The organism is Cupriavidus sp. GW822-FHT06G04 (genome assembly GCF_058799075.1).
Genome location: NZ_JBXALD010000013.1, coordinates 109,188 through 132,615, shown reverse-complemented (window position 1 = coordinate 132,615; position 23,428 = coordinate 109,188). Strand labels below are relative to the sequence as shown.

22 protein-coding genes, 1 tRNA gene and 2 pseudogenes are annotated in these 23,428 nt (G+C 57.9%); 11 read left to right on the top strand and 14 right to left on the bottom strand.

Features of this window, described 5'->3' with window-relative positions; genetic code table 11:
• Window positions 1–194 precede the first annotated feature (194 nt).
• Window positions 195–1,337, top strand: coding sequence for a metallophosphoesterase (locus tag AC1RKI_RS25340; protein WP_061953307.1), 1,143 nt, complete (start codon window positions 195–197; stop codon window positions 1,335–1,337).
• Between the two features lie 158 nt (window positions 1,338–1,495).
• Here AC1RKI_RS25340 and ettA read toward each other — a convergent pair whose 3' ends face one another.
• A complete protein-coding gene (gene ettA, locus AC1RKI_RS25335; protein ID WP_061953309.1) occupies window positions 1,496–3,163 on the bottom strand; it encodes an energy-dependent translational throttle protein EttA in 1,668 nt (555 codons plus the stop codon).
• Window positions 3,164–3,302: 139 nt separating this feature from the next.
• Here ettA and AC1RKI_RS25330 point away from each other — a divergent pair, with 139 nt between their 5' ends.
• Together AC1RKI_RS25330 and AC1RKI_RS25325 are read left to right on the top strand one after the other, a co-directional pair.
• Complete coding sequence (locus AC1RKI_RS25330; protein WP_061953311.1) at window positions 3,303–3,527, top strand: hypothetical protein; 225 nt, start codon at window positions 3,303–3,305, stop codon at window positions 3,525–3,527.
• A gap of 42 nt (window positions 3,528–3,569) precedes the next feature.
• Window positions 3,570–4,067 carry a M48 metallopeptidase family protein gene (locus AC1RKI_RS25325; protein ID WP_492798251.1) on the top strand — a complete coding sequence of 166 codons (498 nt, stop codon included), beginning with the start codon at window positions 3,570–3,572 and terminating at the stop codon, window positions 4,065–4,067.
• A 19-nt stretch (window positions 4,068–4,086) separates the two neighbouring features.
• On the opposite strand, the gene AC1RKI_RS25320 is transcribed toward AC1RKI_RS25325, so the two are convergent.
• Window positions 4,087–4,980 carry an endo alpha-1,4 polygalactosaminidase gene (locus AC1RKI_RS25320; protein WP_420868778.1) on the bottom strand — a complete coding sequence of 298 codons (894 nt, stop codon included), beginning with the start codon at window positions 4,978–4,980 and terminating at the stop codon, window positions 4,087–4,089.
• Between the two features lie 5 nt (window positions 4,981–4,985).
• Here AC1RKI_RS25320 and AC1RKI_RS25315 point away from each other — a divergent pair, with 5 nt between their 5' ends.
• From AC1RKI_RS25315 to AC1RKI_RS25300, 4 genes and pseudogenes are all read left to right on the top strand, one after another.
• Window positions 4,986–5,198 carry a hypothetical protein gene (locus tag AC1RKI_RS25315; RefSeq protein ID WP_492798249.1) on the top strand — a complete coding sequence of 71 codons (213 nt, stop codon included), beginning with the start codon at window positions 4,986–4,988 and terminating at the stop codon, window positions 5,196–5,198.
• Between the two features lie 390 nt (window positions 5,199–5,588).
• Window positions 5,589–6,952: pseudogene (locus tag AC1RKI_RS25310) on the top strand (tyrosine-type recombinase/integrase).
• A 30-nt stretch (window positions 6,953–6,982) separates the two neighbouring features.
• Window positions 6,983–7,366, top strand: a complete 384-nt coding sequence (locus tag AC1RKI_RS25305) for a type II toxin-antitoxin system RelE/ParE family toxin (RefSeq protein WP_492798247.1) — start codon at window positions 6,983–6,985, stop codon at window positions 7,364–7,366.
• Window positions 7,350–7,673 (top strand): helix-turn-helix domain-containing protein, encoded by a 324-nt coding sequence (locus AC1RKI_RS25300; RefSeq protein ID WP_492798245.1) that lies wholly within the window; start codon window positions 7,350–7,352, stop codon window positions 7,671–7,673. Before AC1RKI_RS25305 ends, AC1RKI_RS25300 begins: the two co-directional genes overlap by 17 nt.
• Before the next feature lie 357 nt (window positions 7,674–8,030).
• Here AC1RKI_RS25300 and AC1RKI_RS25295 read toward each other — a convergent pair whose 3' ends face one another.
• The 6 genes from AC1RKI_RS25295 to dndC are packed head-to-tail and all read right to left on the bottom strand — an operon-like array spanning window position 8,031 to window position 14,758.
• The gene (locus tag AC1RKI_RS25295; RefSeq protein WP_492798243.1) at window positions 8,031–9,242 is read right to left on the bottom strand and encodes a DGQHR domain-containing protein; all 1,212 of its coding nucleotides are present in this window, start codon (window positions 9,240–9,242) and stop codon (window positions 8,031–8,033) included.
• 15 nt (window positions 9,243–9,257) lie between these two features.
• The gene (locus AC1RKI_RS25290; protein ID WP_492798242.1) at window positions 9,258–9,785 is read right to left on the bottom strand and encodes a hypothetical protein; all 528 of its coding nucleotides are present in this window, start codon (window positions 9,783–9,785) and stop codon (window positions 9,258–9,260) included.
• A gap of 16 nt (window positions 9,786–9,801) precedes the next feature.
• Entirely contained in the window at window positions 9,802–11,343 is a 1,542-nt protein-coding gene (locus tag AC1RKI_RS25285; protein ID WP_492798240.1) for a DNA translocase FtsK, read from the bottom strand.
• A complete protein-coding gene (gene dndD / locus AC1RKI_RS25280) occupies window positions 11,340–13,409 on the bottom strand; it encodes a DNA sulfur modification protein DndD (RefSeq protein ID WP_492798238.1) in 2,070 nt (689 codons plus the stop codon). Before dndD ends, AC1RKI_RS25285 begins: the two co-directional genes overlap by 4 nt.
• 16 nt (window positions 13,410–13,425) lie before the next feature.
• Complete coding sequence (locus AC1RKI_RS25275) at window positions 13,426–13,638, bottom strand: DNA modification system-associated small protein (protein ID WP_492798237.1); 213 nt, start codon at window positions 13,636–13,638, stop codon at window positions 13,426–13,428.
• Window positions 13,631–14,758 carry a DNA phosphorothioation system sulfurtransferase DndC gene (gene dndC, locus AC1RKI_RS25270; protein ID WP_492798236.1) on the bottom strand — a complete coding sequence of 376 codons (1,128 nt, stop codon included), beginning with the start codon at window positions 14,756–14,758 and terminating at the stop codon, window positions 13,631–13,633. The genes AC1RKI_RS25275 and dndC overlap by 8 nt, the downstream gene beginning before the upstream one ends.
• A gap of 386 nt (window positions 14,759–15,144) precedes the next feature.
• Here dndC and AC1RKI_RS25265 point away from each other — a divergent pair, with 386 nt between their 5' ends.
• The 4 genes and pseudogenes from AC1RKI_RS25265 to AC1RKI_RS25250 all read left to right on the top strand — a co-directional run bounded on the left by AC1RKI_RS25265 (window position 15,145) and on the right by AC1RKI_RS25250 (window position 19,312).
• Complete coding sequence (locus tag AC1RKI_RS25265; RefSeq protein ID WP_492798235.1) at window positions 15,145–15,471, top strand: hypothetical protein; 327 nt, start codon at window positions 15,145–15,147, stop codon at window positions 15,469–15,471.
• 121 nt (window positions 15,472–15,592) lie between these two features.
• Window positions 15,593–16,561 (top strand): DUF932 domain-containing protein, encoded by a 969-nt coding sequence (locus AC1RKI_RS25260; RefSeq protein ID WP_492798234.1) that lies wholly within the window; start codon window positions 15,593–15,595, stop codon window positions 16,559–16,561.
• A gap of 73 nt (window positions 16,562–16,634) precedes the next feature.
• Window positions 16,635–17,327, top strand: a pseudogene (locus tag AC1RKI_RS25255) (YqaJ viral recombinase family nuclease); the annotation flags it as partial.
• Window positions 17,328–18,122: 795 nt separating this feature from the next.
• Window positions 18,123–19,312 (top strand): IS3 family transposase gene (locus tag AC1RKI_RS25250; protein WP_492798291.1). Its coding sequence is split into 2 segments (ribosomal slippage): window positions 18,123–18,429 and window positions 18,429–19,312, totalling 1,191 coding nucleotides; the frame shifts between segments, so codons are not numbered across the junction.
• Here the strand turns inward: AC1RKI_RS25250 and AC1RKI_RS25245 are convergent.
• The 6 genes from AC1RKI_RS25245 to AC1RKI_RS25220 all read right to left on the bottom strand — a co-directional run bounded on the left by AC1RKI_RS25245 (window position 19,304) and on the right by AC1RKI_RS25220 (window position 23,190).
• On the bottom strand, window positions 19,304–20,392 hold the full coding sequence (locus AC1RKI_RS25245) for an AAA family ATPase (RefSeq protein ID WP_492798232.1): 1,089 nt from the start codon (window positions 20,390–20,392) through the stop codon (window positions 19,304–19,306). The two genes, AC1RKI_RS25250 and AC1RKI_RS25245, sit on opposite strands and share 9 nt — an antisense overlap.
• Window positions 20,393–20,522: 130 nt before the next feature.
• On the bottom strand, window positions 20,523–20,771 hold the full coding sequence (locus AC1RKI_RS25240) for a hypothetical protein (protein ID WP_492798231.1): 249 nt from the start codon (window positions 20,769–20,771) through the stop codon (window positions 20,523–20,525).
• Window positions 20,772–20,925: 154 nt separating this feature from the next.
• A complete protein-coding gene (locus AC1RKI_RS25235) occupies window positions 20,926–21,768 on the bottom strand; it encodes a hypothetical protein (RefSeq protein WP_492798229.1) in 843 nt (280 codons plus the stop codon).
• Window positions 21,769–21,923: 155 nt separating this feature from the next.
• Window positions 21,924–21,999: transfer RNA gene (locus AC1RKI_RS25230), tRNA-Thr, on the bottom strand.
• Between the two features lie 51 nt (window positions 22,000–22,050).
• Window positions 22,051–22,551, bottom strand: a complete 501-nt coding sequence (locus AC1RKI_RS25225) for a ClpXP protease specificity-enhancing factor (protein WP_341248655.1) — start codon at window positions 22,549–22,551, stop codon at window positions 22,051–22,053.
• A 27-nt stretch (window positions 22,552–22,578) separates the two neighbouring features.
• On the bottom strand, window positions 22,579–23,190 hold the full coding sequence (locus AC1RKI_RS25220; protein ID WP_008643086.1) for a glutathione S-transferase N-terminal domain-containing protein: 612 nt from the start codon (window positions 23,188–23,190) through the stop codon (window positions 22,579–22,581).
• Window positions 23,191–23,428 lie beyond the last annotated feature (238 nt).

Genomic DNA, 23,428 nt, shown 5'->3' with positions numbered 1-23,428 from the left:
GGCGGGAACAACGCGCATCGAAAACATTCATCGGTCATAAATAAATCGGACAGATCGCACAACACGCCAATACTATGGTGTGCATCTTGCTTCGCTGGATTGGCCCGATTTCACTGAAGATGCGAAGCATTCGCCCTTGAAGGCGAGCGGCAGCAACCTCACCTACACCCGAATCCGACTCTGAAACCCCCGCCATGAGTTCCAGGCGCTTAAGCCGCTCCCTGCTGTTTCCGGCCGCCATCGTCACCGCGCTGCATGTCTACATCGGCGTGCGGCTGTTGCCCGATCTGCCGGTGCCGATGGCGGTCCATGGCTTGGCCGTGCTCTGGCTGATCGCCTCCACGCTGCTGATTCCTGCCGCGCTGATGGCGCGTCGGTTGTCCACTACCTGGGCGGACGCGCTGAGCTGGATCGGCATGCTCGCGATGGGATTTTTCTCATCGCTTCTGGTGCTGACATTCTTGCGCGACATTGTCCTGCTGGTGGCGACGATTGCGGGCTGGCAGCCGAACTGGCTGCGCGCCGACAGCGCGACGACGGTGGCGCTGCTGGCAATCGCCGTTTGCGTGATCGGGTACATCAATGCGCGCAGTCTGGCCAAAGTGGTAAAGATCGACGTGCCCATCGCCAACCTGCCGGATGCATTCCACGGCTTCACGATCGCGCAGATCAGCGACATCCACGTCGGGCCCACGATCAAGCGGCCGTATCTGGAACGCATCGTCGAGCGCGTCAACAGCCTGCAGCCCGATGCGATCGCGGTGACCGGCGACCTCGTCGACGGGTCGGTGCGCGAGCTGTCGGCCCACACCGCGCCGTTCGCCCGGTTATCGGCGCGGCATGGCGCCTACGTGGTCACCGGCAACCATGAGTATTACTCGGGCGCTGAAGCATGGATCGCGGAATTGCGACGCCTGGGACTGCGCGTACTGCTGAACGAGCACGTGGTGGTGCGGCGTGGCGATGCGTCGCTAGTGCTGGGCGGTGTGACCGATTTCACCGCGGGCGGATTCATCGAGAGTCATCGCAGCGATCCGGCGCAAGCGCTGCTAGGCGCGCCGTCCGATGCCGCGGCACGCGTGCTGTTAGCGCATCAGCCGCGCACCGCCCCGGCCGCCGCTGCCGCGGGTTTCGATCTGCAGTTGTCGGGACATACGCATGGCGGACAGTTCTGGCCGTGGAATCTGTTCGTGCCAATGCAGCAGCCATATGTGCACGGGCTGAATCGACTCGAAAATCTCTGGATTTATGTGAGCCGTGGCACCGGATATTGGGGACCGCCAAAGCGATTCGGTGCGCCGTCGGAAATTACGCTGGTGCGGCTGGTAAGGGCATAACGAAAGGCGGGACGCTCGGCAAAACCGGCGCTCATGGATGCGCCTTGCCGAAGCGCCAATATGAAAAAGGGGCGAACCCCGGCGGCAACGATATTGCCTTCGGGATCGCCCCTCGCGTTTCGCTCCATGAGCGGAGCGATCGCGCTTTCAGACTGCCATCAACGCATGATCGGCTTGTAGCGGATGCGCTTCGGCTTGGCGGCCTCTTCGCCCAGACGCTTCTTCTTGTCGGCCTCATATTCCTGATAATTGCCGGGGAAGAACTCCACATGCGAATCGCCTTCGAAAGCGAGGATGTGGGTGGCAATACGGTCCAGGAACCAACGATCATGGGAAATCACCATGACGCAGCCGGCAAATTCCAGCAACGCGTCTTCCAGCGCGCGCAGCGTTTCCACATCGAGATCGTTTGACGGCTCATCGAGCAGCAGCACATTGCCGCCCGCGATCAGCGTCTTGGCCATATGCAAACGACCGCGTTCGCCGCCCGACAATGTACCGACAGTCTTTTGCTGATCGCCGCCCTTGAAATTGAAGCGGCCGATATAGGCGCGCGACGGGGTTTCATAACGGCCGACGGTCAGGACGTCCGAGCCGCCCGAGATTTCCTCGAACACGGTCTTGCTGCCGTCCAGCGCATCGCGGCTCTGGTCGACAAACGCCATCTTTACCGTGGGTCCGATCTTGATCTCGCCGCTGTCCGGTTTTTCCTTCCCAGTCAGCATCTTGAAAAAGGTCGACTTGCCGGCGCCGTTCGGGCCGATGATGCCGACAATGGCGCCCGGCGGCACCTTGAAACTCAGGTTGTCGATCAGCAGGCGATCGCCATAACCCTTGCTGACATTTTCGAACTCGATGACTTCGTTGCCGAGGCGCTCGCCGACCGGGATAAAGATTTCCTGGGTTTCGTTGCGCTTCTGGTATTCCTGGCTGTTCAGTTCGTCGAAACGCGCCAGACGAGCCTTCGATTTGGCCTGGCGGCCCTTCGGGTTTTGGCGCACCCATTCCAGCTCCTTGTTCAGGGCTTTCTGACGCGCCGATTCGCTGGCCTCTTCCTGCTTCAGGCGATTTTCCTTCTGCTCCAACCACGAGCTGTAATTGCCCTTCCACGGAATACCGTGGCCTCGGTCGAGTTCCAGAATCCATTCGGCCGCGTTGTCGAGGAAATAGCGATCATGGGTGACAGCCACCACGGTGCCGGGAAAGCGCGTCAAGAACTGTTCGAGCCAGTCGACCGATTCGGCATCGAGGTGGTTGGTCGGTTCGTCGAGCAACAGCATGTCCGGGCGCGATAGCAGCAGGCGGCACAACGCGACGCGACGCTTTTCACCGCCGGACAGATTGCCGATCTTCGCGTCCCACGGCGGCAGGCGCAGCGCATCGGCAGCAATATCGAGCTGCAACTCGGCGTTATTGCCATCGCTGGCGGCGAGGATCGCCTCATATTTCGCCTGCTCGGCGGCCAGCGCATCGAAATCCGCATCGGGCTCGGCATACGCGGCGTAGATTTCGTCGAGTTTCTTGCGTGCTTCGAATACGCCGCCAAGCGCGGCTTCCACCGATTCGCGCACGGTCTGCTCGGGATCGAGTTGCGGCTCTTGCGGCAGATAGCCGATATTGAGGTTCGGCATCGGCGTGGCTTCGCCCTCGATCTCCTTGTCGAGACCGGCCATGATCTTCAACAGCGTGGACTTGCCCGAGCCATTCAGGCCCAGCACGCCGATCTTGGCACCGGGGAAAAAGGACAGCGAAATGTCCTTGAGAATGTGGCGCTTGGGCGGAACGATCTTGCCCACGCGGTTCATGGTGAAAACGTACTGTGCCATGGGATGCGTGTTCGGTTGGATTTCGGGGAATGGCGGCAGTGTAGCAAACCGATCGACCTGCAACGGCCCGCTGGGCACGCTTGGAGCGCGGCAAGTACAATATCGGGTTCTCATTTCCGCAGATTTTCCACCGATTCCAATGAGCAAACCCGCCCTTACCCTGAAGTTCAAGTGCAAGAAGTGCACGAAACCCGTCACCCTCTATCTGCAGAAGACGTCGGCCTGCTCGCACATCACGCCTTACCAGGGTTTCTGCAAATGCGGCGAACTGATGCGCCACGCCACTGGTGACAAGGACGCTGTGGAATCCTTCGTGAATTCGATGGATAACAGCTGGATGCATCACCATCATCACCACCACTAAATCGCTGTGACGGGCAGCTGGCAACCGGGCGTAAAAGACCCGATGCGTTTTCTGGGCGGTTATCCGTCCAATGTGCTCGACCAGGTGCGCGCCGCCATATCGGCAGGTACGCTGGGCGATCATATTGCCCGCCGCTATCCCGAGCGACACAGCGTCCAGACCGATCGCGCACTCTACGAATACACGGCCGCGATCAAGCAGGAATATCTGCGCAGCGCACCGCCATTGCACAAGGTCGGTTATGACGCGCGGCTCGACACCGCGCAGCACGCGCTGGGTCTGCACACGGCAATTTCACGCGTACAGGGCGGTAAGCTCAAGGCGAAAAAGGAAATCCGCGTAGCGTCGCTATTCAAGGAAGCGCCACCGGAATTTCTTCGCATGATCGTCGTGCATGAACTCGCGCACCTGAAAGAATCCGATCACAACAAGGCGTTCTATCGGCTTTGCGAGCATATGGAACCGCGATATCACCAACTGGAATTCGATACGCGCCTTTTTCTGGCGTGGCGCGAGATGGAAAAGGCGAGCGGCAGATAGCCCGCCCGCCGCCGTCCACTTAATCGCAGCTATATCGGAATTTGTCGTTCAGCGCCAACGGCAAGACCAGGGTCCGCAAGCTCAATGCCTTCGCCTTGGCACAGAGCGTCTGGCGCGTGGTCGCGTCCTTCCATTTGGTCTGATACTCGACGTTGAACACCGGCTTGCCTTGTACGGTAAATGCTGAATAACCGCTGCATTCGTTGTACTGGAAGCACTGCTCGTTGACCGCAAAATCGAAAGCCGAGGCCAGATCGGATAGTTGCGCCACGCCGTTCTTCAGACCCACCGCCAGACCACGCGCGTGTGCTTGCGTCGCCAGGAACCGGTTGTAATCGAGTTGCGTCGCTGCCGTCAGCGGGAAGCCGGGCTTGTTCGTGTAGCCATCGACATTGTCGGGATCGACGCCGTCGCACCCCTTCGATTTCGCCAGGTCCATGCGAGCCATCATCACGGCACGCACATTCGCCGAGCGCGTATCGAGCCAGCGCTCGCCAGCCCAGCCGTCCAGCGCATTGCCCATGTCGGCCGCTTTGAATTTCGAAAAATCGGGCCGCCAGTTTTCACTGCTGCCTGCCGAAAAATAGCAGACGACACGCTTGCCCTGCGCCTTCAATGCATTGATAGTGGCTTGCGGCGTATCGAATAAATCGATGTCAAAAACCGCGGCGTTGTAACTGGTATTGATCGTGCCTTGCAACTGCAATTGCCAAGTGTCGTTAACCGACGGCATCCACCGCGCCGGATCAGTTGTGCTACTCATCAGCGCGGAAGGAGAAAGCGTGGTGGCCTCCGAAACGCGCACCACCGATCCACCATCATCGTCCCCACCACCGCCACACGCGGCCAGTGTCCCGACGACAATTGCCGCAATCCAGCGCCCAATGCGCAGGCCCCCCAGTTTGCTAAGCATAGCGATTGACCCTCCTGTTTAACCCAACGAAACACCGCAATTTGACCGGTTATATCCGCACCGCGTGGCCGGTCACCGGCGCGATGGCTGCCCTTTTTGGCAAGGGTCGAAGTGGCGCAAAGCCGATTATGCGCGAGACGGCCGTCGTCGCCATGACGATGAAAAGTCACTGGTGGAAAAGCGACACCGCCACGTGGGCCGCACCGGGCAACCATTGATCGCTTGTCTGCTGACGTGCTATCGGAACGGGAAAATGTCGACTTGAGCGGGGTGCGGGTCGGCACGGGATTGCCATCGCTCCCGAATTGATGAAGTGAGGAATGATTGGCGATGCCCAAAGCAAAAAAGCCACGCGTGAGCGTGGCTTTTCACAGAAATTTGGTGCCGGCTGCAGGACTCGAACCCGCCACCTGATGATTACAAATCATCGAAGAACGGCATTCATCGATGTTGATCGACGTCCGTGTAACCGAAAAATTCGTTATGAATAAAGGGATTCGAGACTATACCTGATGATACCCGCATTGACCGGGATGGACTTAATATCGCACAATTGGGTTACATGGCGGTTACATGGAGCCGTGTAACCCGATTTCCTGATTCAGAGAATGGCCAAGGTCAACTTCACCGCCGCGCGCGTCGATGCGCATCGATGCCCACAGGGCAAAGCACAAGCCTTCCTGTGGGATTCAACGTCACCCGGCCTAGGGCTACGCGCCACAGCAAGCGGGGCAAAGTCCTACATCTTTCAGGGCAAGATTCACGGGCAGACTGTCCGCCTGCCATTGGCGACCCACGAAGCTGGACGATCAGCAAAGCCCAGGAAGAGGCGCGCCAACTGCAGATACTCGTCGATGCCGGCCACGATCCGCGTGAAGTCAAGGCGGAACAGCGCGCCAGTCATGAGGCTAGGCGAGCAACTGCAATCCGGGAAAGCGTGACCGTCGCCGACGCGTGGGCCGACTATCTCGACGTCTTGCGCACTAAAATCTCCCCGAAGACCAAGAAACCGAGATCCCTCGGCTATATCAACGACCACCTCAAACTCGCTGCACCAGGTGGCGAACTGACCAAACGAGGCAGCAAGAAGACGGAGCGCGGGCCGCTTTACCCGCTGATGGCCCTGAAGCTGTCAAACCTTACGGCTAAAACGGTTGGCGCATGGCTGGAATCCGAGGTGCCGGCTCGCCCCACCAGCGCTGCGTATGGCTTCCGCATGCTCAAGGCGTTCGCCAAGTGGTGCGAAGGCGAGGACAAGTACGCTGGGATCATTCCATCGGATTGCTGCACGTCCCCCAAAGTCACCGGGGCGTTGCCGGGCATCAGCACCAAGGAAGGCGACAGCCTGCAGAGAGAACAACTCGCCGCATGGTTTTCCGCGGTTCGCGCCTTGCACAATCCAGTACAGTCTGCGTATCTGCAAGGCCTGCTCATCACGGGCGCACGCCGGGAGGAACTCGCTGCCCTGCGCTGGGAAAATGTCGACTTCCAGTGGCGAAGCCTCCATATTGCAGACAAGATCGAAACCGGGCGTGTGATCCCCCTTACACCCTATCTGGCCTCCCTATTGCTCGATCTGAAGCACCTCAATGAAACGCCTCCCAGCAGGCGTCGCCTGCGCAGTCTGGAAGGCCGGGGACAGAAATGGGAACCGTCACCCTGGGTATTTCACAGCCTCAATTCCGAGAAGGGGCGAATTGCCGAGCCGCGCTACGCGCACAACCAGGCTATTGAAGCTGCCGGCCTGCCCCATGTGACGCTGCACGGCTTACGCAGGTCATTCGGGACCCTTTCCGAGTGGTGTGAGGTTCCCGTGGGAGTCGTGGCGCAAATCCAAGGGCACAAGCCATCTGCACTGGCTGAAAAGCACTACCGGCGCCGGCCGCTGGACATGCTACGGATGTGGCACGACAAGATCGAGGCATGGATGCTGGAGCAGGCTGGCATCAAATTCGATTCAGCCCAACTTTGAAACTATGCCACCAAGTGGCATAATACGACAATGAAGAGAGTGTTCAAAACCCGGCACTTCCAGCGCTGGATGCGCAAGTCCGGGCTGACGGATGCGGCCTTGTGCGAGGCGGTCGAGGAAATGGTTGCCGGGCTGATCGATGCCGACCTTGGAGGCGGTGTTGTAAAGAAGCGGGTTGGCCTTTCCGGGCGCGGCAAGCGTGGCGGGGCCAGAACGCTCATTGCAACGAACAAAGGAACCCGTTGGTTCTTTGTGTTCGGATTCGAGAAAAACGAACGCTCGAATATCAGTGACAGCGAACTCGATGCCTTGCAGAGTCTTGCTGCAGATTTGCTTGCCAGAACGTCCGGCCAGCTCGACCTTGCGGTGGCCGACGGAACGCTACAGGAGATTTGTCATGGCGACCAAAGGTAAAGCCAAAAGCGCGATCCTTGGTGCCGTTCAAGAAACGGCGGCCGATCTGCATCGGCTCGGTTTTATCGACAAACGGAAGATGCAGAAGTACGAGGCCCTCTGCCTCGAACCCGTGCCGGAATACAATGCCGCGAAAATACGCGCGTTGCGCGCCCGGTTTCATTTGAGCCAGGCGGTGCTTGCTGCTGCACTCAACACCAGCGCCTCGACGGTGCGTAAGTGGGAAATTGGCGACAAGCGGCCGAGCGGACCTTCTCAAAAGCTGCTGAACCTGATTGACAGGAAAGGACTCGAAGCTGTTCTTTAAGCTCGAGAGCAACTGTGTCGCCAGCGTCAGGCGGCATACCTGTTCCCTCATGCCCCGAGAAATGCCCCCAAACTGTTCCGGTACCAACGGAAATACCAACAAAAACCTGTGGTAGCGCAGTTCGAGTCCCGCAGGCTTTCACGCCGCAATATGTCCGCGCAATGACTCGCTGAGGCCCGACGTACTGATCGTCCACGAAATCCTGGGAACACCGACCCTAATGCGGGCCCGTAGGGACTGAGGAACCCACGGCACGGCAGCACGGGCTCCTCTTTTTTGGTACGTTCTGCACGCTATCTACCCCAGCCTAGTCCGCAATACATCGCAGTTGACTTGGCCGCACATTGCGATGGTGGCTCAGAGCCCGCAGGCTGCGACTATGGCGCGCTTTATAGTCGTCCTTCCGGCTCCACTTGCATTCTTGAATGCGTCAGCAGCGAAGTCTATGTCTGCCGCTGGCTTGAGAGTCCCCTCGAAACGAGATACAGATATATCGCGATCTTCATTCGCGTTCTTGGCTACGAGCTTCAGAACGTCTAACAGCGCTTGTACCCCAACGGTCTTCGTAATGTAAGAGTCTTTGGGGGCACCTCGCCAGAAAATTTTCTCGCACGCATTCAGATAGTTGCGAGTAAGGATGTAGAGCACTTCATCTTGTCCAGCAAGATATAGTTCTCGTAGTACCGAGCGGTCAATTCGACCTTGGCTGAGAATTGCGCGAGGTTTGCGGCTACCTTCCAACATAGCGGCAGTGTCGCGCTTCGGGTTGCTGCTTATCAGACGAAGAACTCCGTCAACAATCACAGCAGTGGATACTCGCCAGTTCGCCTCTGCCCCCAATGTCTTGAGCTCTTCGTCCGTCTCCGCAGCGATTACAACGCGTCCTTTAAGAGGGGATTCTGAGTCCGTGCCAAGCCTGCGAGTAATGAAAACAGCAAGCTTGTCCGGGCTCCACTCCTCCGGATCTTCATCCTCAAGGTTATAGCCAAACAATTCATATGTCTGACTTTTGTCAACTGCCTTCTGCGTCGAATTGATCGTGGCAAATAGCTGGGCCTGGAATGGCTTTGGCAAACCAAGGAACACTGAGCAAATCAACTGCATCTTCAGACGGTCCGGATTCTTGACCTGCGCGAAAGCAAGCAGTCGGTGTTGTCCGTCGATGATTGCGGCCAGCTTTTCCTTTGTCGGAATAGTGAGCATCGCGCTTCCGTCGACACCGTCAGAAATGCTCCAACGTGGGTCAGGTGTCCCTGACTGTGATGCTTCGTCAGGACCAGTCTCAAGCAGACCATCCTCCTGCCGAAAGTTCGCCGCCAAGATGATTGTGTTGGGAAATGCTGAGTCCGCGCGAGATATGTATTCTGCTATTTGCTGAAAGCGTTTCTCCTGTAGTGGGCGTTGCGTTCCCTCAAGAACATAGATGCTGCGTTCTGCATCCCACTTGGCGGTTAGCTTGTCGCTGTACGAGACTTGAAGCAAAACCTCGGCGGGAATAACTGCAACGTAATACACCCCGATGGGCTGGACAACTCGAAGAGCCGGCACACTCAACGGAAACGTGACCATGTCATCCTCTCAGCGTCACTTTGTTTTGTAATCGGAAAGATTGCCCGGCAGCGTCTTTGTCACTGCTCCCCCGGTCGGAGCGTCAGGATCCCTCAGTCCTGGAGACTTGGCGTTGGCTAACCACCAAACCACCAAGGCAGCAATGGACGCGAGTGTCCAGGGCCAGATGCCCGCATGACCAGAGCCCACGCCAGCGGTCGCAAGGACAGCGCCAACGAAGGCTAGAAACAGAACGAACTGTGCCAATGCGCGTAGGGCTTTGCTTTCCGATTCCTCGATAATGAGCTGCGTGCATGACGTGCCCACGAGTGCGAAGAAAAAGGTGATAAGGGATGTGATAAGTCCGTCTAGTGGATCGGTCGTTCCTTGTGGTCGAGTAAGTTTGAAAAGCTCGACCCATGTTCCAATGCCACCAATCCCGACAACAATTGCCAAAAAAAAGAAAACAAAAGTTGGAGACTCGAAGGGCTCAACTGCGCGCAGAGCCAACTCATGCTTTAAGGCCGCCCAATGCCGAGTCCACTCTCTCGAATCTGTTGCCATGGCATCCCCGTTGTTCTTAGATCTTTTTTCCAATGGCGGCCACTACCTGATCTGTCTTCAGAAGTAACCCATGAGCGCGGCGCAGCGGTTCACCTGGCATCTTCAAAAGCATATCGCCCTGCCCAAGTAGGTTCTCCGCACCGGTCTCATCCAAAATGATCGTAGACTCCGTGCCCTTCTGAACCGTCAGGGCAATCCGCCCAGGGATATTGCTGCGAATGAGGCCTGTGAAGGTTTTCGCGTCCGGTCGTTGCGTGGCCAGCATCAGGTGAATGCCAGCGGCTCGGGCCTTCTGCGCCAAGCGGGCAATCAATGGTTCGATGTTCTGATCTTGCATGAGCAGGTCGGCCATCTCTTCAATACACACGACGATGTAGGGCAACGTCTGACCATTGCGACGCGCTTCACCGATGTTGCTGACACCGAGGCGGTTAAACATGCCGTAACGCGTGTCCATCTCAACGACCAGCTCCTCAAGCATTTCCCTTGCAGCAGTCACCTCAGTCGCGATTTCATTGCGATAAAGGTTCGGCAGCTTGGCGTACGGCCGGAACTCCACTTGCTTCGGGTCGATGAGCGCAAGTTGCAGGGTGTCCAACGTGTGGCGCAGCAGAAGAGACAGAAGCAGCGAGTGCAAGCAAACGCTCTTGCCCGAACCCGTCGTGCCGCCAACCAACAGGTGCGGCGCAGCAGTGAGGTCGAAGCTAAGGTCTTCGCCGGTAACAGACACGCCCGCATAAACCATCAGCTGGTTTTGGTCACGCAATCCGGATTGTGCCCATTCGCGCAGCCGTTCGATGCCAACGGTCTTCCACGTGACCTTCGAGCGAGGCAGATCAATGAAGACGGTTTTTGCTTCGTCGCCGTTAGCGACGGTCGGCAACGCCTCGCCTAAGTTCATGGCAAGGCCCAGCTGCGACATGCTGCGCTTAAGCTTGGCGGAGTCGGCCAAGTTCATCAGAAGCACGCGATAGCGCGTGATGCGGGGGCCGTGGATGGCCTCCTTGACTTGCACCTTGATGCCAAGTTCGTCGAGTGCCTTTGCCAGTGTTACCGATGCGTCTTCCGGGGCCTTCTCTCCACCGAGGCTAGCATTGTCGCGCACCTTGGCGGGCTTGCGGCTCGAGAACTCGGGCATATCTGAACGGCGTTCAACCAGAGTCTCAATGAACTTGTCGTAGTTCTCGCCACTCGCCTTCCAGTCCGCCCAAAGTGACAGCGCGCCCCGATGCCAGTGGGCCCGGATTGCCAGACGCAGGCTGTCCATGGAATCGACAACCGGGCCGCCGTGCGCGAGCGACTGAGTCACGACCAATCCGACCCAAGCGCCAATGTTCTCGGCAGTGAAAAGCGAGGACGCAGGGATATCTCGCCCCTGCCCATCAATGACCATATCTAACAACTCGCCCATTGCCAGAGAACGACCAATTGCGAGTCTGGCAACCTGTGCCTTGGTCTCGAGTGCCAAGTGCTGCCGGAGCTGGTCAGTGTAGCCGTCGGCCTCCAGGCTAGTTTTGTAGCGGGAGCTCAGTGCCTGTTGGAGGTCTAGGTCGCTCATGCGGTACCTCCAAAATACTTGTTTGGAATCACGGTTGTTCTTCCCATACCGTCACCCACATCTTCATGCGCAAGAAGGAAGGTGACGCTGACATGCTTCTTGATGCGCTTGTAGAGATCGACATCGATTTCTTCGTCTTGCGACAGAAGGATGACTTGGCGGGACGTGTTACCAATCCAGAAATCAAGGATGTTCCGGCGGTGCTTGCTGTCCAGCCGCCCCAGCGGCGTGTCGACCACCAAGGGTGCCTTTACCTTCGAGACCTCCGCCAAACCAGCGATCAAGGCCGTGGCAAAGATTTGGTTCTCGCCTGCGGATCGATCGAACGAAATTTCCGTGTTAGTCTTGCTGAGGACGTGCGTCGTGCCATCGTCATCAATGACGATGCGCGAAACTTGCGTCTTGTGAGCCAGCTGCTTGTAGACTCGAGTCATCGCGTCGGAAAGGGCTTTGATCTTGAGCGGAAACAGCGCGGGAATGACTTCGTCGACAACCGCGCGCACGCGCTCAGACTTGCTCAGAAGCTGACGGACCGGACTGGTCTCATCGCGGCGCTTCGCTTCCTGCTGGTACCGAGAGCGCGTGTTGTTGACCGTGACCTCCAGACCAATGACCTCGCGGTCATCATCGCGAATGTGCGCCTCCGTGTCGTCGATTTCCTTCGAGATACGGTTCAGGTTTTTCTTCAGATCGGCCAACGTACCGTCGCGATCGATGCCTTCAACTCGTGAAATCTTGCGATTGAGCTCCTCAATGCGGGCGGTCAAATCGCGCTGCCTGCCCAAAAGCTCCATTACCTCCTGCTGACCCACGTCAATAGAGTCGAGGAACGACAGCGCACGCTCACGCAGGCTCTCGTGCAGATAGCTGTGAGTGATTTCATCGGCACAATTCGATGGTGGTGGATGGAACAGTGAGGCCCAAGCGGTCTCGATACGGCCCTTGATAGCGGCGACCTGAGCATCAGTGAGGTTTGGCGAGATTTCGGGCGCGCTAGCGCCGAGGAATGCATTCTCAAACTTGGCACGCTTGGGCTGCAATGCCCGGCACTCGGCATGCCACTCGGTGAGGGCTACCTCACGCTGCAGTTGAGTCCGGAAATCCTGCAAGAGGCTCTTGGGCATCAGGTGGAAGGGCAGCTTGTCGGCCAGGATTCGCTCCAAGGCCTTCTGCACTTCACGCTGTCCGCCACGCAGTTGCTCCCGCTCTTCGACTAAGTCCTTGACCGTCGCGATGTCGCCGCCGCCACCACCAGCAGCGGTGATGCGCTCGAAGAATGAGCTCCGCTCGGCTTTCAGTTCCTCAAGACGCTGCCGGCTCTGCTCCGCATCGACCTTCAAGGCTTCAAGCTTGGCCTCGTCGACGGTCAGTGTCTCCAGCATGCGATCGATGTTCTGGTCGTCGACGTTGGCAATGCCGGACCGCTTGGCTGCCTCGAAGCCCTTGAGTCGCTCGGCCAAGTTCCGCAGCAGCATCACGCCCAGCAAACCTTCCAAGCCCTGCTTGACCTGCTCGACGCGATTTTGGTCAGCTAGCTTCTTGACTTCTTCGCCGTCGAAGAAGAAGAACGGTGCCACGTGGGCAGGCACGAAACGGTCGTCCAGCATGTCCGACAACAGGAAACCAGCTTTGCCGTCGGTTTTTGGCAGGCCGGGCACGCCGCGGGTCACTTCGCGGACGACGGTTTCATCTTCGAGCCACGCGCCCGTCGAGGTGCGGAAATACCAGCGACGCAAAATGTCGATGCCCTTGGTCTTCGTCTTTTGGACGACCACGCGCACCGACATGATGTCTTCGCTTGCGCGACGGGCTTCACCATTGAAGGCCCCCTCCAGAAAGGAGGGATAGCCCTTGAATCCGTCCGTCTTCAGGCCAGCGCGCGCCAAGTGAACGATGGCGTCCTTACCATACAGGCACAAATACAGCGCCTCCAACACGGAGGTTTTGCCATACCCATTGATACCCCCAATTAGAACGATATTCCGCTCGCCTTCTGGCTCAGGGAAACTGAATTCTGCGTGCCGATAACTCTTGAAGTTTGTCAGCTCAATTTTTGAAATCCACAAAGCACGGCCCCTGTTTTTATTCCATACCGCCGAGAATTTCCTCGAAGCGCGCGTTGATACCAGCCGCTCGTTCTTGGTGCTGTCGCTCTCGCTGCAGCGCCACCAGGTCCGTAATGACGTCCATGGGAACCTTGTGCTTCGCGCAAACTGCCCGCAAGATTTCGTTCGCCTCCGGGTCGGCCCATAGGGGCAGGTCAGCAACGCCACTATCTTCGTAGGTGTCAAGCATTTGCCAGCGTCTCCTCTTGCTGCAGGTCCATCGCCCAATACTTGTGTATCAAGTCAAGCTCGTCGTCGGTGATTAGCTGAGCACCAAACTCGGCCTGAACCGCCAGTAGGCGGTCCAGGATTTCTTGCCGAGCCTGGATAGTGAAGGGTCCAGGGATGTGTTTGCCCGACACATCGAAGGTCAGGCGCCCGTTGCGCCGAATAGCGCTGCGCTTGGTCCGATCGTTACGAATGGAGACCAGCCAATCACGGAAGGCGATGAGTGGCTTGTAGGCATGCTGGCCAGAGTCCACAAAACCCTGAAGGCTCTTGTCTTTCTCCACGACCGTACAGGTCCAACAGCCGAACCGGCTGTTCTTTGTGCCGCAACCCGGGGCTTCGTCCTTGCTCAGCACCACTGGGCACTCGCCGCCCTCGGCGTCACGGTAAAGCTGGAACAGCTTGGTGTGCGTGCCACCCCAAGGAGCAGGGAACGAGCCGAGAATTTCCCAGACATCGTCCGTCGTCAGGTCGACAATGGGGCGGAAGATGTAGGCGCCCGTAATGCTCGAGTGGGGGTTAAGGTTTGAGCCACGGTCGTTTTCGTACTTGTCCACCGTACGCATGCGGCGGACGCTCTCAGTTCGACGCACCCCGAGGACGACCACTGCTGCGCCGTGCTTTGAAACGTTGTCCTTGATGTAGGTGCTCGTCGGCTGGATTTTCAGGCGGTCGGTGCACCAGCGCATTTGCTGGTTCGGGCTCGGATATCCCTTGCCAATGAGCAGAACCCAAAAGGTCTTATCTGGGTCCGGGCGAGTACGGGCCACGGTGATGGGAAGGCTCAAGCTGTCCACGGCAGCCTGAATCTGGCGAGACACATCGTCCAGATGCGCCATTACCAAGGGGCTCTCAACCATCGTATCGTTCGAAACGATGTGGACGGGGCGGGTGCGCTGGCTGGGCGGGATAGCCTGGAGGGCCTCGAAAACGGCATGGGCGACGACTGTTGAGTCCTTGCCTCCCGAAAATCCAACAATCCACGGGTAGGATTGCGCCGTCGAGAGGTACTCATCCTTAACGTGCTGGACGATCTCAGACCACCTCTCCTGGATTGGTCGATTGGCTTCTTCTAAAATCACGAAATGTTCCTCAAATGCGTCCAATTACGGCCTGGACGGCAAATAATGCTCCTAGACGCCGTAAGAAACCGTCGAAGGTTGCGCAAGATTGAACGCCGTGTCTATCTTTCACTAGCTAACCTACATTTTACCGGAGTCGTCCGGGGAGTGACCGAGGGCAAGTGCTTTATTCTGGGTGCTTTCTCGAATCCGTCGAACTTTGGGTGCCCGCGATGCAGGCAGAGTGCACCTCTGGCAGCCGGCTAGGCAACCCCCCCGCAGGGGTCATAGGCGAAGCGACAGAGACCCAAAATCCTAGAATTCTTCACCCACATATCACCTCCGTGAGCATCCATCCGGAATGCCTGGGCAGCGTCACCTGCCCTGAATCGTCACGAGGCTGATATATGAACCCTTTGCTTTCTTGTGCCCGCTGTAATTCCACTCGCATTGCCACACGCGACTATGCCCGCAAGGCTGGTGGCGCCGTCGGTGCAGCGGCCGGTGCTGCTGGTAGCGCGGCGGCGGCGCTGGGCGGTGCCGAAGCTGGTGCAGCTGTCGGCATGGTCGCCGGCCCGATTGGCTCGCTCTTTGGTGGTTTGGCTGGAGCGATTTTCGGAGCCCTGGTCGGCGGTGCTGCTGGTTGTGCCGCTGGCTCCGCCATCGGCGAACAGATCGACACCCATGTGCTCGACAACCACACCTGCCTGGATTGTGGTCACGTCTTCAGCTAGCAGCCACGCACATCCTGACGCCTGACGGCGTTTCCGCTTTTGCCCAGCTCGATGCCTACAGCCCCCCCCGGCTGTAGGCATTTTTGCCTTCTGTTTCCCATTAACTATCAGGAGATCTTTTATGCACCTTGTCACCAGCATGGCCTACGCCAACGAAACTCCGTGGCACGGCATCGGCAACCAACTCGCCCCCAACCAGCCGATCGAGATGTGGGCGCGGCAGGCCGGCATGAACTGGCAGATCGAAGAAGCCGAAGTGCGCTTCGTCTCAGGTAGCGCCGGCTCCGCGCTCGGATCGATACACGCCTTCCCTGAGCAAAAGGTGCTTTACCGGTCCGACACCAAAGCGCCATTGTCAGTCGTATCCCGCCGCTTCAATGTCGTGCAGCCCCTTGATGTACTGGATTTCTATCGCGACCTGACCGAAGTCGGTGGATTCGAACTGGAAACTGCTGGTGTTCTCAAAGACGGCAAAAAGCTCTGGGCGCTCGCCAAGACGGGCCAAAGCGCAACGCTCAAAGGCCGTGATCGCGTGAATGGCTATCTGTTGTTGGCCACCGCCGCAGATGGAACGATGGCCACCACTGCACAGTTCACGTCCGTTCGCGTCGTCTGCAACAACACGCTCGCCGTAGCGTTGGGCGACATCACCGGTGCCGTAAAGGTACCGCACCGCAGCCAGTTCGATGCCCAGGCAGTGAAGCGCCAACTCGGTATTGCCATCTCATCTTGGGATGGCTTCATGGCTCGAATGAAAGCCCTGTCCGAACGCAAAATCAACGATGCTGCAGCGGAGGCCTTCTTCCGTCGTGTGCTGACCTATCCGACAACCGGAACTGGTACGGCGGCATTGGCCACCAACGACAGCGCTGTCAAGACAGTGCAGGAGTTGTTTGCCGGCCGCGGTAGGGGTGCCGAAATGGCTTCCGCAGCAGGCACCGCATGGGGCCTGCTCAACAGCGTCACCGAGTTTGTCGACCACCAGCGTCGCGCGCGCAGCGACGACCACCGGCGCGATGCCGCATGGTTCGGTGCGGGGGCCACTCTCAAGCAGAAAGCTTTTGAGGAGGCCATGAAGCTCATCACATGAACCCTTTTCGCAACCGCATAGATGCCCGGTCGGGATTACTCCCACCGGGCATTTTTCATTGTTGGAGGTTGATATGTCTTTGCCTGAATCCGCGGGGCGCCGCAGCAGCCGCCCTGCATTACGGTTGGTGGACACGAAGAACTTGCCCCGCGAAGACTGGCTTGAGGTGAGAAAACGTGGAATTGGTGGCAGTGATGCCGCCGCAGCCGTGGGCCTAAATCCGTATAAATCGCAGCTGGAACTCTGGCTGGAGAAGACCGGCCGGGATGCCGAGCTACCAAAACCCGATCCCAGCAACACTCGGGAGCCGGTCTATTGGGGGACTCTGCTGGAACCCATCGTCGCGGCAGCATATACACAGCAGACCGGTCATCGGGTGCGCAGGGTCAACGCAATTCTCCAGCATGCTGCTCACCCATTCATGCTCGCCAACCTAGATCGGGAAGTCATTGGTGTTCCCGACGTGCAGATACTGGAATGCAAGACCGCAGGAGAATTTGGCGCCCGACACTGGCAAGACGGCGTACCCGAGTACGTGCAACTCCAGGTGCAACACCAGTTGGCAGTCACAGGCAAGCAGGCTGCCGATGTCGCCGTGCTGCTGTGTGGGCAGGCGCTGGAAGTCCATCGGATCGCGCGGGACGATGTGCTGATTGCTCAGTTGATCGAGCTGGAAGGTCAGTTCTGGCGCTACGTCGAGACCGATACCTTACCGCCCGGGGATGGCTCCGAATCGGCCGACCGCGCGCTGCGCTGCCTATATCCCCGCGATACTTGCTGCTATCGAACATTATTGATCTCGTTGGTTGTTATGCCAACGGATCAGGTCATATGGTAGAAAATTATTGGCTGAATATCTCCGGGGATAGATGACCTCAAGACTGGAGATCCGAGATCAACAGACGTAACCCACAAGGCCTACGTCTGTTGATCGTAGATGGATTTTTCATGAGTAGTTCTCTTTTAAATATCTCCCACATAAACCCATTACATAGGGGCTGCAGTTTTTGATTGACTATTCAGTCGACGAAAGAATGACACCCGACCTGAAGGGTGTTGAGAAATTATGATGCTGATATCGATTTTTTCTTCCTCCGGATATGCAACTGACATGAAAAGCAAATGGCGCGGGGATTGCGCCAATTGCCGTTCACGTTCTCCTTACGTCACGTTGCGCAAAGTGTTCGATCATGAACGAAATCCGCCTTTGTTTTCCATGAAGCTCATAAAAAAATCCCGCATTGTGCTGCGGTCAGTCATCTCATATGTTCTCTGAGGTTCCTCTGCCTGCCCTGCTTGCCTTGGTTGCCCTGAATGCCCTGCTTGCCCCGAATCACCCGCTTGCCCTTCGTCTGCATGGCCCAAGTTGATCAGAGCTTCAAAATGTCGCTCTCTCTCCGGCAGCGACCACTCGTACCACGCCCCTTGATCATCGGTTACCCGAGTCGAGATCACATCTGGAGCGGCCCCACGTATCTGAGGACACAAGGACTCTCTTAAAATAAGGGATAGTCTTGTGCCTATCAGTAAGCCTAGTCATTACGTGGAACCCATCGAAATTATGACCGAGCCGGAGCGCCGTCGTCGGCGCACGGCGCAGGAAAAAGTCGCTATCGTGCAGGAGACGCTGGCCCCTGGCGCCTCGGTGTCTGCCGTGGCCCGGCGGCATGGCGTGAATCCGAACCAGGTGTTCGGCTGGCGCAAGCAATACCAGGAAGGCAGTCTGGCAGCGGTGCAAGCTGGCGAAACTGTAGTCCCGGCATCGGAGCTAGCCGCCGCGATCAAGGAAATCAAGGAACTGCAGCGCCTGCTTGGGAAGAAGACGATGGAAGTCGAGATCCTGAAGGAGGCTGTTGAGTGGGGCCGCTCAAAAAACCTGATTGCGCGCTCGCCCTTGCTGCCGGGGGACGACCATTGAAAACGGTCTGCGAAGTTCTCGGCGTAGCGCGCTCCGGTGTGGCGGTGAAACGGGTTCGTCCGTCCGATTGGCAAGATGGTCGCAGCGCTAGAGTGACTGACGACACGGAACTGGTCGAAGAAATCCAGGCCCACGTTGCGCACCTGCCAACCTACGGCTACCGGCGCATCTGGGCGCTGCTGCGCCGCACTCGCGAGCTGGTCGGCGCACCGCGCACCAACCACAAGCGCGTGTATCGGGTCATGCGCGAGCATCATTTGTTGCTGCGCCGTCCCGGCGTGCGCCGAGACACTCGGCGGCACGACGGCCGCGTGGCCGTGGACAGGAGCAATAGCCGCTGGTGCTCCGACGGATTCGAGTTCCGGTGCGACGACGGCACGCCGCTGCGCGTGACCTTCGCACTGGATTGCTGCGACCGAGAAGCGATTAGCTGGGCGGCAACGACTGGCGGCCATAGCGGGGACGTGGTGCGCGACGTCATGCTGGCTGCCGTCGAACAGCGCTTCGGCACCACGCATGCCCCGCAGCCCATCGAATGGCTTACGGACAACGGCTCGGCCTACATCGACCACCGCACGCGCAGCTTCGCTCGCGAACTGGGCCTGGAGCCGCTGACAACGCCGGTACGTTCACCGCAGAGCAATGGCATGGCCGAATCGTTCGTGAAGACCATGAAGCACAACTACGTCGCCTATATGGACAAGGCCGACGTGCCAACGGCACTCTCTCGCCTGGCCATTGCGTTTGAACACTACAATGAGCGCCACCCGCACAAAGCCCTGAAATATCGCTCACCGCGCGAGTTCAGACGGACTGCAGTGTCATCAACCTAGCGGTGTCTGCGTGCCCTGAGGTATAGGGGCAACTCCAACATCCAGCTTTCCACTCGCGCCGCGCAACATCTTGCGCGTTATGCCCTCATCCTCCGCAAGGGCATAAGCTTCGTTAGCCGGGATCGGGCCATCTTCCAGTAGTCGCAACAGGAACTCCTGCGCCCTGTTGCGCGGGCTGGCCGCCATCTCGTCCTTGTTTCCATCCGCCGCCCACCGTCGGATTTCTTCGGCGGAAGCGGGAAGCACCTGGTCGTGCCAGATGAGCCGGGAGGTGTCAATTTCACGGCCATCAGGGGCAGCCACCCATGCAGGGTGCATTTCATAAAGCCGCCCGCCACCGGGCTTGCAGAGATTACTCTTGGCACAAGTCAAGACGCCGACGGAAGGAGCATCGGGAGCTTGCCCCTGAATGTTGACCCGCATGGCGATCAGCACGTGGCGCGCCAAGTTGCTGAAAGCCTGGCTTCCGGCTAGGCTCTTAACCAGGTCGCCCTTTTTCGCCTCCTTGACGAGGTGCGCGATACCTATGACGGTGATGCGGTATCTGTGTGCTATCTCGACCAGCTTTATCAAGTCTTGTCGGACTTTCTTGGCGTTCGATCCACCGCTGGAGACGACTTCCATCACCGTGTCGATCACCAGCATCTTGACATCGCCGATCTGCTCGATTTGCCTGATCAAGCCCGGCAAGTCTCTCTTGAAGTCAAAGCTTCGCCGGCTGCTAAACTCGATGACATCACCGACGAAGAATATCTTCCTGTAGTTCGCCCCGGCTGCATCCAGCCGAGGCTTCAACGTGCGCCGCCAGTCGTCTTCGCAAGTCCAGATGAGAGTACTGCCGTACTGAGCGTGCGTGCCATCGGGAAAGATCCCTCGATCCGTGCCGCTATTGCTAAGCGTAGCCGCCCAATCCATCGCGATCAGTGTTTTGCCTGCGCCGCCGTCACCACCAAGAATGACTAACTCCCCTTCGGGGAGCCAACCTTTCATGTGCCAGTCGGACGCGACGGAATCCACTTCGTCGGCGCGAACGAGCTCAACACCATCCTCGGGCGAAGCGTAATTGATTACTTTTGACATGTATGCCCCGATCTAGACCGCGGCCATGCGGCTGATATGAAGCGCCGTGTCTTTCGGGGTATTGCCGTACCGATCATGAATCTGGCCAAGCAGCTAGGGACGACGCCATTCAGATAGATTGGTACGCCGCTCATGCGGCACCGCCTTTGCCGTCGGTAGCGGCGTCATTCGGAGCAATCGTGCCGCGCTTGGTGACGATCACGGCGGGCCACAAGAGGCGACCGTTCGCGTGCTTCTGGGGCACGACGCCGAAGTAGCTGCCGGTCTGGCAGTAGCGCTTGCGGGCCGTTTGTTCTTCGATATGGTTGTGAGCGGCAAAGGTCTTGGTTTGCCACGGATACGCGGTGTGTTCGACTGAACGATTTTGAGTAGCGTACATCTCTGTTCCTCATCGGCCGGAATGCGGGCCTGTGCGCTACGTTGATCAAACGCGATCAACGTAACGCCATGATCCGATTCGAGAAACAGATGCTGAACCAGAGCGTCGGTAACCGTCGCTTATCGACGGCTACCGACGGAATCTTTCGTGAGTTTTAGCTCTTTTGCTTTTCGCGCAGCCTACGCAACCGGGCGCCAAGCGCATCTTCGGTCAGACGGCCCATCATGGTTCCGTCCTTCTGTACGGTATTGGCTTTATAGATAAGGGCAGATACGGTCGCCTTCTTGGTCTGGTACTGCTCGATGCGGCCAGTGAATGGAGGGGCCTCATCCAGCGCCATTCCCTTGAGCTGTAGCCAGACTTCCTTGGTGGCGTCAGAAGCCGCCGCCGTAATGGCTGCCGCAATTAAATGATCCAGATCGTGTAGTCTTTTTTTCCCCAAGAGGGAGACACGCCGACCATGGTTAGAGGCCGGTTGCACTGCGACCTCGGCCTGTGACGCAAATTGAGTTTTTTGCTCCTCATCTGCCGTGGCTAATAATCTCAAAGCCGCCAACTCGTCGTCTACGGATACCGCGAAAGGGTGCTGGTTAGAGCCGGGCGGGTAAATATGCCGCATAAACTCCAGCAGCTTGGGAACATTCCAAGAGGCTTCGCCAGTAGCGTTGCACCACTTCAGGAATTCATCCGATACGATCTCATCAAGGGGCATGATCCCGCCGCGTGCATCGTTGCAATATTCGTCCAGCAACCGACTCGCGAACTGCAATTGACGCGGTGTCGCGGGCAAATCGGGGTCATCAAGCTGGCGTACATCGCTTCCCTCGCCAGGGATCTCCGTGCATCTGTCGGAAGGCGGGATGACGCCCGTGACCAACAAGACCCCTTCTGCTGGCGTCCAGTAAGGGCGCTTATTTATGTAGTATTCAACCCGCTCAAGAAACTTCACTCGTTTGTGGGCTGATTGACTGCGTTTTTTCTGAACGTCGGCGCTCATCCTAGGCAATTGCAGTAGTGGCAAGGGCCGTAGCCTACCGTATGCCGGTGATCCAGATGGATCTTCGCTGACCGAATCTGGTTACACAGTGGTTACACCGGCTCAGAAATGAACAAGGGGTTACACAAAAAACTCGCGTAACCCCTTGATTTTATTGGTGCCGGCTGCAGGACTCGAACCCGCCACCTGATGATTACAAATCAACTGCTCTACCTGATGAGCTAAGCCGGCATGTTTGGTGCAGGCCGCGATTCTACTGCATGCGGCGCGCTTTGGCGATGCCTATTTGACCACCTTCAAAGACGGCTTCTTGCCGCCGATACGCGGGACGGGAGGTGGTGTGGGATCGTCGTCCGATCCCTTGTCGCCCTCGTCGGCCGAGGTTTGCGGCGACGTGTCGGCATCGACGGAGGCCAGCTTGGGCGGCGGGTTGTTTTCGCGTTCCGTGCCGGCCTGCGTTTCAGGAACACTGCGCTCCACCGGGAATGCCATACCTTGGCCATTTTCGCGCGCGTAAATGGCCAGCACGTTTTCCACGGGGACTTCGATCTTGCGGGAGACACCACCGAAGCGGGCACTGAAGGCGATCCACTCATTGCCCATATCCAGGCCGCTGGTCGCGTCAAAACTCACGTTCAGCACGATCTCGTTGTTCTTGACGAACTCTCGTGGAACGTTAGTGTTGCCGTCGACAAATACGGCGATATAGGGCGTAAAACCATTGTCCGTGCACCATTCGTAAATAGCGCGGATCAGATAGGGCTTGGTGGAAGTTTCAGACATTACGCTTGCGGTGGCGTCGGATCCGTCTTAGCGACGCATCACCTTTTCAGACGGGGTCAGTGCTTCGATATAGGCCGGGCGGCTAAAGATCCGTTCGGCGTACTTCAACAGGGGAGCCGCATTCTTCGACAGTTCGATGCCGTAATGGTCGAGACGCCACAGCAACGGAGCGATCGCGACGTCGAGCATCGAAAATTCCTCGCCCAGCATGTACTTGTTCTTGACGAAGATCGGAGCAAGCTGCGTCAGGCGGTCGCGAATCGCGGCGCGGGCGCGCTCGTGATTCTTTTCCGCGGCCTTGCCTTTTTCGTTTTCCAGCACGTACACATGGGTGAACAGTTCCTTTTCAAAGTTGAAAAGGAAGAGTCGCGCCCGAGCGCGCTGCACCGGATCGGCCGGCATCAGTTGCGGGTGCGGAAAACGCTCGTCAATATACTCGTTGATGATGTTCGATTCGTACAGGATCAGATCGCGTTCAACGAGAATCGGGACCTGGCCGTACGGGTTCATCACCGAAATATCTTCCGGCTTGTTGAACAGGTCAACGTCGCGAATCTCAAAGTCCATCCCTTTTTCAAAAAGGACGAGGCGGCAACGCTGGGAAAACGGGCAAGTGGTACCCGAATACAACACCATCATGGTTGAATTCCTTGGGTGGTAAGTGCGCCAGTTCGTAGGAACTTGACGAACTCCGCAAAGCTAGTTCGGACAGGGCAAACATTCTGCCGGATCGCCCCATCGAAAAGCAAATTAGTTACAAATAGCGGGAGGGTTGCTGACCGCCCGTCCCGCGTCACAATCGCGGAGTGGCGCACGGCAAAAGGGCCGGCGCGGTGCTGCACTGCTGCAACCGCCGCGCCGACCCTTTCCACAACAT

Excerpts from the sequence above, each read along its gene's own strand:
- AC1RKI_RS25320 (WP_420868778.1), bottom strand. The coding sequence starts at position 4,980 with ATGCTTAGCAAACTGGGGGGCCTGCGCATTGGGCGCTGGATTGCGGCA.
- AC1RKI_RS25325 (WP_492798251.1), top strand. The coding sequence starts at position 3,570 with ATGCGTTTTCTGGGCGGTTATCCGTCCAATGTGCTCGACCAGGTGCGC.
- AC1RKI_RS25300 (WP_492798245.1), top strand. The coding sequence starts at position 7,350 with ATGGCGACCAAAGGTAAAGCCAAAAGCGCGATCCTTGGTGCCGTTCAA.
- AC1RKI_RS25265 (WP_492798235.1), top strand. The coding sequence starts at position 15,145 with ATGAACCCTTTGCTTTCTTGTGCCCGCTGTAATTCCACTCGCATTGCC.
- AC1RKI_RS25235 (WP_492798229.1), bottom strand. The coding sequence starts at position 21,768 with ATGAGCGCCGACGTTCAGAAAAAACGCAGTCAATCAGCCCACAAACGA.
- AC1RKI_RS25245 (WP_492798232.1), bottom strand. The coding sequence starts at position 20,392 with ATGTCAAAAGTAATCAATTACGCTTCGCCCGAGGATGGTGTTGAGCTC.
- AC1RKI_RS25240 (WP_492798231.1), bottom strand. The coding sequence starts at position 20,771 with ATGTACGCTACTCAAAATCGTTCAGTCGAACACACCGCGTATCCGTGG.
- AC1RKI_RS25275 (WP_492798237.1), bottom strand. The coding sequence starts at position 13,638 with ATGCTTGACACCTACGAAGATAGTGGCGTTGCTGACCTGCCCCTATGG.
- AC1RKI_RS25305 (WP_492798247.1), top strand. The coding sequence starts at position 6,983 with ATGAAGAGAGTGTTCAAAACCCGGCACTTCCAGCGCTGGATGCGCAAG.
- ettA (WP_061953309.1), bottom strand. The coding sequence starts at position 3,163 with ATGGCACAGTACGTTTTCACCATGAACCGCGTGGGCAAGATCGTTCCG.
- AC1RKI_RS25220 (WP_008643086.1), bottom strand. The coding sequence starts at position 23,190 with ATGATGGTGTTGTATTCGGGTACCACTTGCCCGTTTTCCCAGCGTTGC.
- AC1RKI_RS25330 (WP_061953311.1), top strand. The coding sequence starts at position 3,303 with ATGAGCAAACCCGCCCTTACCCTGAAGTTCAAGTGCAAGAAGTGCACG.
- AC1RKI_RS25295 (WP_492798243.1), bottom strand. The coding sequence starts at position 9,242 with ATGGTCACGTTTCCGTTGAGTGTGCCGGCTCTTCGAGTTGTCCAGCCC.
- AC1RKI_RS25290 (WP_492798242.1), bottom strand. The coding sequence starts at position 9,785 with ATGGCAACAGATTCGAGAGAGTGGACTCGGCATTGGGCGGCCTTAAAG.
- AC1RKI_RS25225 (WP_341248655.1), bottom strand. The coding sequence starts at position 22,551 with ATGTCTGAAACTTCCACCAAGCCCTATCTGATCCGCGCTATTTACGAA.
- AC1RKI_RS25260 (WP_492798234.1), top strand. The coding sequence starts at position 15,593 with ATGCACCTTGTCACCAGCATGGCCTACGCCAACGAAACTCCGTGGCAC.
- AC1RKI_RS25285 (WP_492798240.1), bottom strand. The coding sequence starts at position 11,343 with ATGAGCGACCTAGACCTCCAACAGGCACTGAGCTCCCGCTACAAAACT.
- AC1RKI_RS25340 (WP_061953307.1), top strand. The coding sequence starts at position 195 with ATGAGTTCCAGGCGCTTAAGCCGCTCCCTGCTGTTTCCGGCCGCCATC.